Annotated in this window: 11 protein-coding genes; 4 read left to right on the top strand and 7 right to left on the bottom strand. The window is 63.5% G+C overall.

Annotated features, from left to right (window positions below):
• Positions 1-82: 82 nt before the first annotated feature.
• From AC3WLP_RS11675 to dadA, 5 genes are all read right to left on the bottom strand, one after another.
• The gene (locus AC3WLP_RS11675; RefSeq protein WP_012054087.1) at positions 83-1,942 is read right to left on the bottom strand and encodes an acetyl-CoA hydrolase/transferase C-terminal domain-containing protein; all 1,860 of its coding nucleotides are present in this window, start codon (positions 1,940-1,942) and stop codon (positions 83-85) included.
• A gap of 227 nt (positions 1,943-2,169) precedes the next feature.
• The gene (locus AC3WLP_RS11670; RefSeq protein WP_033723760.1) at positions 2,170-2,574 is read right to left on the bottom strand and encodes a c-type cytochrome; all 405 of its coding nucleotides are present in this window, start codon (positions 2,572-2,574) and stop codon (positions 2,170-2,172) included.
• A 154-nt stretch (positions 2,575-2,728) separates the two neighbouring features.
• Positions 2,729-3,277, bottom strand: a complete 549-nt coding sequence (locus AC3WLP_RS11665) for a cupin domain-containing protein (protein WP_003253526.1) — start codon at positions 3,275-3,277, stop codon at positions 2,729-2,731.
• A gap of 107 nt (positions 3,278-3,384) precedes the next feature.
• Positions 3,385-4,458, bottom strand: coding sequence for an alanine racemase (gene alr / locus AC3WLP_RS11660; protein ID WP_003253524.1), 1,074 nt, complete (start codon positions 4,456-4,458; stop codon positions 3,385-3,387).
• Between the two features lie 144 nt (positions 4,459-4,602).
• The gene (gene dadA / locus AC3WLP_RS11655; protein ID WP_012054090.1) at positions 4,603-5,907 is read right to left on the bottom strand and encodes a D-amino acid dehydrogenase; all 1,305 of its coding nucleotides are present in this window, start codon (positions 5,905-5,907) and stop codon (positions 4,603-4,605) included.
• 156 nt (positions 5,908-6,063) lie between these two features.
• On the opposite strand from dadA, the gene AC3WLP_RS11650 reads away from it, so the two are divergent.
• The gene (locus AC3WLP_RS11650) at positions 6,064-6,552 is read left to right on the top strand and encodes an Lrp/AsnC ligand binding domain-containing protein (protein ID WP_003253520.1); all 489 of its coding nucleotides are present in this window, start codon (positions 6,064-6,066) and stop codon (positions 6,550-6,552) included.
• Between the two features lie 2 nt (positions 6,553-6,554).
• Here AC3WLP_RS11650 and AC3WLP_RS11645 read toward each other — a convergent pair whose 3' ends face one another.
• Positions 6,555-6,908, bottom strand: a complete 354-nt coding sequence (locus AC3WLP_RS11645; protein WP_012054091.1) for a YkgJ family cysteine cluster protein — start codon at positions 6,906-6,908, stop codon at positions 6,555-6,557.
• Positions 6,909-7,052: 144 nt separating this feature from the next.
• Here AC3WLP_RS11645 and AC3WLP_RS11640 point away from each other — a divergent pair, with 144 nt between their 5' ends.
• Positions 7,053-8,345: an NAD(P)/FAD-dependent oxidoreductase gene (locus AC3WLP_RS11640; RefSeq protein WP_012054092.1), complete on the top strand. Its 1,293-nt coding sequence runs from the start codon at positions 7,053-7,055 to the stop codon at positions 8,343-8,345.
• A 198-nt stretch (positions 8,346-8,543) separates the two neighbouring features.
• On the opposite strand, the gene AC3WLP_RS11635 is transcribed toward AC3WLP_RS11640, so the two are convergent.
• Positions 8,544-8,774 (bottom strand): DUF1127 domain-containing protein, encoded by a 231-nt coding sequence (locus AC3WLP_RS11635; RefSeq protein WP_088512613.1) that lies wholly within the window; start codon positions 8,772-8,774, stop codon positions 8,544-8,546.
• 178 nt (positions 8,775-8,952) lie between these two features.
• Between AC3WLP_RS11635 and AC3WLP_RS11630 the strand changes: the two genes are divergently transcribed.
• Positions 8,953-10,383: an aminotransferase-like domain-containing protein gene (locus tag AC3WLP_RS11630; protein ID WP_178085902.1), complete on the top strand. Its 1,431-nt coding sequence runs from the start codon at positions 8,953-8,955 to the stop codon at positions 10,381-10,383.
• 60 nt (positions 10,384-10,443) lie between these two features.
• A complete protein-coding gene (locus tag AC3WLP_RS11625; RefSeq protein ID WP_017148027.1) occupies positions 10,444-11,997 on the top strand; it encodes a phospholipase D family protein in 1,554 nt (517 codons plus the stop codon).
• Positions 11,998-12,100 lie beyond the last annotated feature (103 nt).

The following is a 12,100-nucleotide window of genomic DNA, read 5'->3' as shown; positions in this document are numbered from 1 at the left end:
TTTACCCGCGAATGCGATATTGAATCTGCCATCGCATTCGCGGGTAAACCCGCTCCTACACCGGGCCAGTGTGCGCAAACGATTATCCTGTCGCCTGTAACCCTGCCAGCAGTAGCCGCTGATAAAGCTCCTCTTTCAACCCTTGCGGAACCTCCAGCCCCATCCGCGCCAGATGCCGCTCATACCCTTCCGGCCCCGGTGCATCCAACGCTGCCTTGCCCAGCTCCAGCACCTCGCTCAGCTTGAACTTGCTCTTCAACCAGTTCAGCGCCCGCAACAGATCCCGCTCCTCGGCCGTAAAGTCCGTGCCCATCGGATACTCCGGGAACAGCCGCGCATGCTGTGCCCTGATCGCCTCCAGGCGTTGCGGGGTATTGTCGGTAAAGCGCGCCTCCAGCTGAAAGTCGTCGGCAAGCTTGCCAGCGTCTTTGGCCTGCTTGATCAGGCCCGGCTGGAACCGCGAATCGCTCACCGCCAACAACCGCGCAATCACTTCGCTGTCAGTCTGCCCACGCAAGTCAGCAATGCCGTACTCGGTCACCACGATATCGCGCAGGTGCCGGGGAATGGTGCAGTGGCCATAGGTCCAGAACAGGTTCGAGGTCACCTCCCCGCCTGCCTCGCGCCAGCTGCGCAAGAGCAGGATCGAACGCCCGCCCTCCAGCGCATGGCCCTGGGCAACGAAGTTGTACTGCCCGCCCACGCCACTGAGCACGCGGCCGTCCTCCAGCTGGTCGGCCACCCCGGCGCCGAGCAGGGTCATGCCAAACGCGGTGTTGATGAAGCGCGCATCACGACGTTGTCGGCGCTTGAGTGCCTCCTGCCCATAGAGCTCGTTGATGAAGCTGATACGGGTCATGACAAACTGCGCGCGCTGCTCCAGCGGCATCTCGCGCAAGCGCTGGTAGAACGCTTGCGGGCCGAGGAAAAAGCCGCCATGCAGTATTGCGCCTTGCTCGTCCGCCGGGCGTCGTAGCAGCCCTGCTTCGGCCAGCACCAGCAAGCCGTTGACGAACATCTCGCTGCAGCCGTACAAGCCGTGGGTAAGGGTGTCCAGGCCCCCTTCTCGCTCGATCAACGCCTGCCACGGTCCGACATCCAGCGCCTTGAGCACCGCTCGGTAACCGGCGTTGTCGCCCTGACGTGCCAGCAATGCCGCCGCAACCGCATCGCCCATGGCACCAATGCCGATCTGCAGCGTACCGCCATCGCGTACCAGGCTGCTGGCGTGCAGGCCGATGCAGTGGTCCTGAATGCCAACCGGCATGTTTGGTGTGGAAAACAGCCGACGTTGCTCTACTTCATCGAGCAGCAGGTCGAAGGCATCGATGGGCAGCTCGGCATCGCCTGGCATGTAGGGCAGTTCGGCATGCACCTGGCCCAGCATGAGGATGGTTTCGCCTGCAGCGCGGCGCTTGGCGATCATCGGCAGCAGGTCGAGGGTGATGTCTGGGTTGCAGGCCAGGCTCAGGTGCACGGGCTTTTCGGGGGTGGCGGCCACCAACTGGGCGACCAGGTTCAGGCCCTTGGCGTTGATATCACGTGCGGCGTGGCTGTAGTTGCTGCTGACGTAGTCCTGCTGGGCCGATTCGCTGTGCAGCAGGCTGCCGGGCTGCATGAAGAACTGTTCGACACGGATGTTGGGCGGCAGGCTGTCGTTGCGCAGGTCTGCGAGGTAACTGAGCTCTTCGTAGTCAGCGAAGACACGCTCGACGAAGGGTTCGAGAAAGCGCCGCTGCAGGCCATCGCCCAGTGGCGGGCGGCCGAGGGAAAGTGCGGTATAGATGGTCAGGCGCCGTTCGGGCAGCTCGCGTACGCGGGCGTAAAGCGCGTTGACGAAGGCATTGGGTTTGCCCAGGCCCAAAGGCAGGCCCATGTGGATATGGGCTGGCAGCCGGGACAAGACCTGCTCGACAGCCTGGTCGATGGAGCAGAGGTGCATCTGGGCCTCCTGAAACATCCATGGGTTCAGGAGTTGGACATAGGGCTGAAGTAATTGGTTGCCTGTACCGGCCCTTTCGCGGGCAAGCCCGCTCCCACAGGATTAACACAACCTTCAGGTCCTGTGGGGTACCTGTGAGAGCGGGCTTGCCCGCGAAGAGGCCGGCCCAGGCAACAAAAAAACAAAGCCCGCCATCAACGGCGGGCCTCATGCAATTCAGCTGTAAATCACAGCCCGGACATTTTCTTGATCGCCCCTTTCAGGTCTTCATCCGAGCAGTCTGCACAGGTGCCCTTTGGCGGCATGGCGTTGATGCCAGTAATGGCCTTGGCCAGGATGCCATCCAGGCCGCCCTGGTGGTCGGCGCGTTCTTTCCACGCCGCGGTGTCACCAATTTTAGGCGCGCCGAGCAAGCCGCTGCCATGGCAGGCATTGCAGTGCTTGGCGATGATTTCATCCGGCGTTTTGGCTCCCCCGCCACCCGCTGCAGCGGCCACTTCCATGCCTTTGCACTCCTGGCCCTGGACGCACACCTGGCCAACCGGCTCCAGGCGCTTGGCGATGTCGTCATTGGTCGCAGCGGTTGCGCTCATTGCCCAGAGGGCGAATACGGCTGCTGGTACGGCCAGCATCTTCTTGATTTGATTCACGCGAACACCCTCATGGTGGCTAATCACGCTCGCGGCCACGGATCGGCGAGCGTTGAAAAGTATAGCGGGAACCCAGAGGCCGTGAAACGACCCCACACAGGAAAGGGGTATTGCCGAATCAATGCACTGCGCTGGATCAAAAGTTTGAAGGCGTCGCCGCACTGATCAGCCGCGCCGGCTGGTCGAATGGGTTGCGGAAGCGGTGCGGGCGGGTGCTTTCGAAGTAGTAGCTGTCGCCTTCTTCGAGAACGAAAATCTCGTTGCCGACCACCAGTTCCAGGCGGCCTTCAAGCAGGATACCGGTCTCCTCGCCGTCGTGGGTCAGCATCTCGGCACCGGTGTCCGCACCTGGCGGGTACACCTCGGTCAGAAAAGCGATGGCACGGTTGGGGTGCGACTTGCCCACCAGCTTCATGGTCACCGCACCGTCCGAGATATCGATCAGCTCGTGGGCCTTGTAGACGATCTGAGTCGGGCTTTGCGGCTCCAGCTCGACCGAAAAGAATTCGACCATGGACATGGGAATGCCGCTCAGCACCTTGCGCAGCGAGCTGATAGAGGGGCTTACGCTGTTCTTCTCGATCATCGAGATGGTGCTGTTGGTCACGCCAGCACGCTTGGCGAGTTCGCGCTGCGACAGGCCCTTGAGCTTGCGGATGGCTTGCAGTCGTTCGCCGACGTCCAAAGCTGGAGCCTCCTGAAACGGTGAAAGGGGAGTGGATGTGAACGATATCATGGCAATGCCGTTCAGTATTTACAACACACCGCCCCCAACCTGTCCGCTTCAGCGTCTCATTCGCCGACGTAGTCCCGTGGTACTCGCTTCAGGTTGCAGAAGATCTGGTACGGAATGGTGCCCGCCTGCGCGGCCACTTCACTGGCCAGCACCTGCTTGCCCCAGAGTTCGACCGGGCTGCCGACAGTGGCTTGCGGTACGTCGGTGAGGTCGATGCTGAGCATGTCCATCGACACCCGGCCGATCAGGTGGGTACGCTTGCCGGCGACCAGCACTGGGGTGCCGTTGGGCGCCTGGCGCGGGTAGCCATCGGCATAGCCCATGGCGACCACACCCACGCGGGTCGGCCGAGGGCTGACGAACTTGGCACCATAGCCCACCGGCTCGCCGGCAGGCAGCTCGCGCACGCTGATCACCCGCGATTGCAGGGTCATCACCGGTTGCAGGCGTGCGGCCTCGGCCTGCGCCACTTCGAACGGCGTGGCGCCGTACAGCATCAGGCCTGGGCGTACCCAGTCGCTGGGCGCTTGCGGCCAGCCCAGCACACCGGGTGAGTTACGCAGGCTGCATTCGGCGGCCAGGCCCTGTCGGGCAGCTTCGAACACGGCAATTTGCTGGGCGGTAGCATCAGCGTCCAGTTCGTCGGCGCGAGCGAAGTGGCTCATCAACACGATGCGCGAAACCTTGCCACTGGCCAGCAGTCGCTGGTAGGCATCGTGGTAGTCCTTGGGGTGCAGGCCAACGCGGTGCATGCCACTGTCCAGCTTCAGCCAGACGGTGAGCGGCTTGTGCAGCGGGGTTTTCTCGATGGCTTCCAGCTGCCACAGCGAGTGCACCACGCACCACAGGTCGTGCTCGGCGATCAGTGCCAGTTCGCTGGCTTCGAAAAAACCTTCCAGCAGCAACACCGGGGCATTGATACCCGCGGCGCGCAGTTCCAGTGCCTCCTCGATGCAGGCCACCGCAAAGCCATCGGCCTCGGCCTCCAAGGCCAGGGCACAGCGCACGGCGCCGTGGCCATAGGCGTCGGCCTTGATCACGGCGAGGGCTTTGGCACCGGTCAGTTCACGGGCCAGACGGTAGTTGTGGCGCAGGGCCTGGAGGTCGATCAGGGCGCGGGCGGGACGCATGGCGGCTGCCTTATGGTGGTTCGGGTTGAAATCGGTGGTGGATTCTTCGCGGGCTTGCCCGCTCCCACAGGTCGTGCACAGCTTTCAAAAGCGGTGGTGTTCCTGCGGGAGCGGGCAAGCCCGCGAATGGGCCGGCACAGGCTATTACTGCTGGTGAGCCGGCGCGCTTTGCCCGTGCTTGGCCACTTCCCGGCTGTTGCCATACCGGGAGATATCCAGGCCTTCGGCACTGATCTGCGGCTTCTTGCGCGCAATCAGGTCGGCCAGCAAGCGACCGGAACCGCACGCCATGGTCCAGCCCAAGGTACCGTGACCGGTGTTCAGGAACAGGTTGCGGAACCCCGTGGCACCCACGATCGGCGTGCCGTCCGGGGTCGCCGGGCGCAGGCCGGTCCAGAAGCTGGCCTGGCTCAAGTCACCGCCGCGAGGATAAAGGTCGTTGACGATCATCTCCAGTGTTTCGCGCCGGCGCGGGTTCAGCGACAGGTCAAAGCCGGCGATTTCAGCCATCCCGCCAACGCGGATGCGGTTATCGAAACGGGTGATCGCAACCTTATAGGTCTCGTCGAGAATGGTCGAGGTCGGAGCCATGTCGGCGTTGGTGATCGGCACGGTCAGCGAATAACCTTTCAGCGGGTACACCGGAGCCTTGATGCCCAGCGGCTTGAGCATCTGTGGCGAGTAGCTGCCCAGCGCCAGCACGTAGCGGTCTGCCGTCTCCAGCTTGCCGTCGATCCACACGCCATTGATGCGGTCACCGGCGAAGTCCAGGCGCTGGATGTCCTGGCCGAAGCGGAACTCCACGCCCAGCTTCAACGCCATGTCGGCGAGCTTGGTGGTGAACAGCTGGCAGTCGCCAGTCTGGTCGTTCGGCAAACGCAGGGCGCCGGCCAGGATATCTTTCACGCCGGCCAGGGCGGGTTCGACGCGGGCAATGCCGTCGCGGTCGAGCAGCTCGTAAGGCACACCGGACTGTTCAAGTACGGCAATGTCCTTGGCCGCAGCATCGACCTGGGCCTGGGTGCGGAACAGCTGGGTGGTGCCCAGGCTGCGGTTTTCGTAGTTGATGCCGGTTTCGGCGCGCAGCTCGTCGAGGCAGTCACGGCTGTACTCGGACAGACGCACCATACGCTCCTTGTTCACCGCGTAGCGGCTGGCGGTGCAGTTGCGCAGCATCTGTGCCATCCACAGGTACTGGTCGACGTCGCCCGTGAGCTTGATGGCCAAGGGGGCGTGACGCTCCAGTAGCCATTTGATGGCTTTGAGCGGTACACCAGGGGCAGCCCAGGGCGAGGCATAGCCGGGCGAGATCTGGCCGGCGTTGGCAAAGCTGGTTTCCATGGCCACCGCCGGCTGGCGGTCGACCACCGTGACTTCGAAACCTTGCCGGGCCAGGTAGTAGGCACTGGCGGTTCCGATTACACCGCTACCAAGTACCAGAACTCGCATCGTTTTATCCCTCACACGCGGCGCGCCGCACACTTTTATTGAAATGGCATGAATGGGCGCAGTATAGGAATTTGAGACCAGTGCAATTCACTATATAAAAGCCTATTATTGGCGAGAATTCTCGGCAAAATCGCCTTTCACGGAGGGGCATCCCCTATGAGAACCCAGCACCAGACCAAGCGTGAACTGGACAAGATCGACCGCAACATCCTGCGTATCCTGCAGAATGACGGGCGTATTTCCTTCACCGAACTGGGCGAGAAAGTTGGGCTGTCCACCACCCCTTGTACCGAGCGGGTTCGCCGCCTGGAGCGCGAGGGCATCATCATGGGCTACAACGCCCGCCTGAACCCGCAGCACCTCAAGGGCAGCTTGCTGGTGTTCGTGGAAATCAGCCTGGACTACAAGTCGGGCGATACCTTCGAGGAGTTCCGCCGCGCGGTTTTGAAGCTGCCCCACGTGCTGGAATGCCACCTGGTATCGGGCGACTTCGACTACCTGGTGAAAGCGCGTATTTCGGAAATGGCCTCGTACCGCAAGCTGCTCGGCGACATCCTGCTGAAACTGCCGCACGTGCGCGAGTCGAAGAGCTACATCGTGATGGAAGAGGTGAAGGAGAGCCTCTGCCTGCCGATCCCGGACTGAGGCTAGACCAGCACCTGGCGGGTGGTGGCAATGAACTGGTGGACCAACTGTTCAGCGGCGGGGTCGATCATCGGTTCAGGGCCACGACCACGCGGGCAGGCCATGCGCGGGGTGGTACCGAACAGCCGACAGATCATCGGCCGCTCTTCATACACCGTGCAGCCGTGGGGGCCCAGGTGCACGCAGTCCAGACGCTCCAGAGCAGCGTCCTGCTCGGCCTGGGACTTGCGCGGCAGCCGGGCCATTTCTTCCGCCGAGGTGGTGACCGGGCCGCAGCAGTCGTGGCAGCCGGGCTCGCACTCGAAAGAGGGGATGAGTTCGCGCAGGAAGTGGATCTTGTGGCGGTTACAGGACATGACGGGATACAAGCTGACAAAAGTGATTGGATTATAGGCTTATTCGCGGGTTCACCCGCGAACGAGCATGAAGCCCTCGCTGGTTGCCCGGCCGCGATGGCACAGCTTATCCTCGTCCCCCCTCCATTTTTCAGGGCCGCCCCAATGATCCACAGCGCGCAGCACGCCGCCTCCTATTACGCCGCCAGCAGCGCGCCACACCCCGACCACGCCTACCTGCAAGGCGAACACAACGCCGACGTGTGCATCATCGGCGGCGGCTACTCCGGCCTGAACACCGCCATCGAGCTGGCCGAGCGTGGTTTCTCGGTCATCCTGCTGGAAGCGCGCAAACTTGGCTGGGGCGCCAGTGGGCGCAATGGCGGGCAACTGATCCGAGGGGTCGGTCATGGTCTGGAGCAGTTCCTCCCGGTCATCGGAGAAGAAGGCGTGCGCACCATGAAACTGATGGGCCTGGAGGCCGTACAGATCGTGCGCGAGCGGGTAGAAAAGCATGCCATCGCCTGCGACCTGGCCTGGGGCTACTGCGACCTGGCCAACAAACCCGCCGAGCTGCTGGGCTTTGCCCAAGACGCCGAGGAACTGCGCAGCCTGGGCTATGCACATGAGCTGCGGCTGGTCGGCAAGGACGATATCCACAGCGTGGTCGGTGCCGATTGCTACGTGGGCGGGTTGGTCGACATGGGCTCCGGGCATCTGCATCCGCTCAATCTGGCACTGGGTGAAGCCGCCGCAGCCGCCCGCCTGGGCGTGAAGTTGTTCGAGCAATCCGAAGTCACCCGCATCGACTACGGCACTGAAGTGCAGGTGCATACTGCCCAAGGCCGGGTACGCGCCAAGACCCTGGTACTGTGCTGCAACGCCTACCACAACGACCTCAATCGCGAGCTGGGCGGCAAGGTGCTGCCGGCCGGCAGCTACATCATCGCCACCGAGCCGCTGGGCGAAGAACGCGCACACGCCTTGCTGCCGCAGAATATGGCGGTGTGTGACCAGCGCGTGGCGCTGGACTACTACCGCCTGTCCGCCGACCACCGCCTGCTGTTTGGCGGTGCCTGCCACTATTCAGGCCGCGACCCGAAGGACATCGCCGCCTATATGCGGCCGAAGATGCTCAAGGTGTTCCCGCAGCTTGCCGACGTGCGCATCGACTACCAGTGGGGTGGCATGATCGGCATTGGTGCCAATCGCCTGCCGCAGGTTGGCCGCCTGGCCAGCCAGCCGAACGTGTATTACGCCCAGGCCTACTCGGGCCATGGGCTCAACGCCACCCACCTGGCCGCACGCCTGCTGGGTGAAGCCATCAGCGGCCAGGAAAGCGGGCGCTTCGACCTTTTCAACAAGGTGCCGCACATCACCTTCCCTGGCGGCAAGCACCTGCGCTCGCCACTGCTGGCGCTGGGGATGCTGTGGCATCGCCTGAAAGAGCTGGCCTGAAAGTCCCCATCCTTGTGGCAACTGTCTTGCTTAAAATCTATTAGCTGACTAGCCCCCTTGTGGGAGCGGGCGTGCCCGCGAACACGGGCGAAGCCCGTGCCATCCTCCGCGACGCCTGCTTCGCGGGCATGCCCGCTCCCACAGGGTCGGTGCAAGTTTCAAGTCTGGGGCACAACAGGCCCTCCAGCGACCACCGTGTCAGTCCTTCCAAAAGGGTTTCCGCCCTTCGATCCGGGCCTGCTCCCAGCTCAGCCCGACATCGCGCAACTCGTCATCGGTCAGCAGCAGCAACGCCCTGCGGGTATGCCAGCGATGCAGCATCAGCCCCCAACGCCCCAAACCCTCTGGCGCGTTGAACACCTTGGCCTGCTGCCCGGCTTCCAGTTCCTTGGCCAACAGTTGCAAGCGCACATCGCTCATGCCACCCATCACCGCATCCTCCCGTTCAGTTGTTACCGTGGAGAAAGCATGCGCGTCGGCACCCTCGACAATACAGATCCAATACAGCCTTATTATTCCCATACAGAATTGGCCGCTGGCCGACTGAATGCTGTATTTTCAGCCCAACTGTACCGGTCGCTATGCCAATGCAGCGCAGGAGTATGCCGTGAGCCTCTACCTGAATCTCGCCGAAATACTCGGCGCCCGCATCGAGCAGGGGCTCTATCGCCCCGGCCAGCGCCTGCCGTCCGTGCGCGCACTGAGTGAGGAGCACGGGGTCAGCCTGAGCACCGTGCAGCAGGCCTATCGCATGCTCGAAGACAGCGGCATGGTCTCGCCGCGGCCCAAGTCCGGCTACTTCGTCAGCGACCAACGCCAGTTGCCGGCACTGCCCGCAGTCAGCCGCCCGGCCCAGCGCCCGGTGGACATCTCGCAGTGGGAACAGGTGCTGGAGCTGGTGCGCAGTACGCCGCGCCAGGATGTGGTGCAACTCGGCCGCGGCATGCCCGACATCGACAGCCCCACCCTGAAGCCGCTGCTGCGCAGCCTTGCCCAGTTGAGCCGGCGCCAGGACATGCCTGGCCTGTACTACGACAACATCCACGGTAACCTGGCCATGCGCGAACAGGTGGCCCGGCTGATGCTCGACTCCGGCTGCCGCCTGGGGCCGGCCGACCTGGTGATCACCACCGGCTGCCATGAGGCGCTGTCATGCAGCATCCGCGCGGTCTGCGAGCCAGGCGACATCGTCGCGGTCGACTCGCCCAGCTTCCACGGCGCCATGCAAACCCTCAAAGGCTTGGGCATGAAAGCGCTGGAAATCCCCACCGACCCGGTCACCGGCATCAGCCTGGAGGCGCTGGAACTGGCCCTGGAGCAGTGGCCGATCAAGCTCATCCAGATCACACCCAGCTGCAACAACCCGCTGGGTTACATCATGCCCGAGGCACGCAAGAAGGCCCTGCTGAGCCTCGCCCAACGCTATGACGTGGCAATTCTGGAAGACGATGTGTACGGCGACCTGGCCTATACCTACCCACGCCCACGCACCCTGAAGTCGTTCGACGACGATGGCCGCGTGCTGCTCTGCAGTTCGTTCTCCAAAACCCTGGCGCCCGGCCTGCGGATCGGCTGGGTGGCGCCCGGGCGCTACCTGGAGCGCGTGCTGCACATGAAATACATCAGCACCGGCAGCACCGCCAGCCAGCCTCAGCTGGCCATCGCTGATTTCATCGCCGCCGGGCACTACCAGCCCCATGTACGGCGCATGCGCAGCCAGTACCAGCGTGGCCGCGACCTGATGAGCGACTGGGTGACCCGCTACTTCCCGGCGGGCACCCGGGTCAGCCGGCCCCAGGGCGGCTTCATGCTGTGGGTGGAATTACCCGAACATCTCGATACGCTTCGGCTGAACCGCGCTTTACTGGAGCAGGGCGTGCAGGTTGCCGTGGGCAGCATCTTTTCGGCCTCGGGCAAGTTCCGCCACTGCCTGCGCATGAACTTCGCCGCCAGGCCAACGCCGCAAATCGAAGCCTCCGTGCGTAAGGTAGGTGAAACCGCCCTTCGTCTACTGGATGACGAAAGCGCCGACGCGTAACTTTGCGCCGCCCGTCACGGTCAAACCCCTAAAGCCCTTGCTGCACAGGACGGTCCACCCTTGAGACTCCAGCGAGCCTTGCCTCTGCTGCTGGTGTTGTTGCTCGGCCTTGCCGGTTGCACAAGCATCAGCGCGCCCCGCGAAACCAGTCAGGCGTTGCCTGCCCACGACTCGGCCTTTGGCCGCTCGGTGCTGCGCCAAGCCGCGCCCTATGGCGGCCGCTCGGGCTTTCGCCTGCTGCCCAACAGCAACGAGGCATTTCGCGCCCGCGCCGAACTGATACGCAACGCCCAGGCGAGCATCGACCTGCAGTACTACATCGTCCACGACGGCCTCAGTACCCGCGCCCTTGTGCATGAACTGCTGCGCGCTGCCGACCGTGGCGTGCGCGTGCGCATCCTGCTCGACGACACCACCAGCGACGGCCTGGACACCGTCATGGGCACCCTTAATGCCCACCCGAACATCCAGATTCGAGTGTTCAACCCACTGCATCTGGGGCGCAGTACCGGCGTTACGCGCGCCGTGGGCCGGCTGTTCAACTTGTCGCGCCAGCACCGGCGCATGCACAACAAGCTGTTCCTGGTGGACAACAGCATGGCCATCGTCGGCGGGCGCAACCTGGGCGACGAGTATTTCGATGCCGAGCCCAACCTCAACTTCACCGACATCGACCTGCTGGGCGTGGGCCCAGTAGCCGAGCAGTTGGGGCACAGCTTCGACCAGTACTGGAACAGCGCCCTCAGCCGGCCGATCACCGACTTCCTCTGGCATGACCCGGATGCCAACGACCTGCGGGCCAGCCGCCAGCGCCTAGAAGTGTCGCTGGCCAAAGCCAGGACCCAGCGCAAGGCCCTGTACGACCGCTTGATGGCCTACCAGTCGCAGCCGCGCCTGGATGTGTGGCGCAACGAGCTGATCTGGGCTCACGCCCAGGCGCTATGGGATGCGCCCAGCAAGGTGTTGGCCGAAGACGAACCGGACCCGCAATTACTGCTGAGCCAGCAACTGGCACCGGACCTGGCTAACGTGCACCGCGAGTTGGTCCTGGCATCGGCCTACTTTGTACCGGGCGAACCGGGGCTGCTGTACCTGACCGGCCGCGCCGACGCTGGCGTTTCGGTGAAGCTGCTGACCAACTCGCTGGAAGCCACCGACGTGCCGGCAGTGCATGGAGGCTATGCACCCTATCGTCGTGCCTTGCTTGAGCACGGGGTGCAGCTTTACGAGCTTCGCCGCCAGCCAGGCGACCCCAGCGCGGGGCGACTGAGTTTCCGTGGCAGCTCGGATTCGAGCCTGCACACCAAGGCGATCGTGTTCGACCGGCGCAAGACCTTCATCGGCTCGTTCAACTTCGACCCGCGCTCAGTATTGTGGAACACCGAGGTCGGGGTAATGGTGGACAGCCCAGAGCTGGCCGAATACACCCGCGAGCTGGCCCAGCAGGGTATGGCGCCTGCGCTGAGCTATCAGGTGAAACTGATAGGTAACAAGCTGGTATGGGCGACCGAGGACAATGGCCAACGGCACGTGCTGACGTCTGAGCCGGGTGGGGTCTGGCGGCGGCTCAATGCCTGGATCAGCAAGGCGGTTGGCTTGGAGAAGATGCTGTAGCTGCGATTCCGGGGGCCTTGCGGCCCCCAACAATCATCAGGCAGAAACCGGCTCAAAGGCTCCGCGCCGCCGGGTCAATACCACCAACCCCGCAGCCCCGGCC

The sequence above is a fragment of the Pseudomonas sp. FW305-E2 genome, from assembly GCF_058782925.1.
This window is presented reverse-complemented; position numbering and strand designations above follow the sequence as displayed.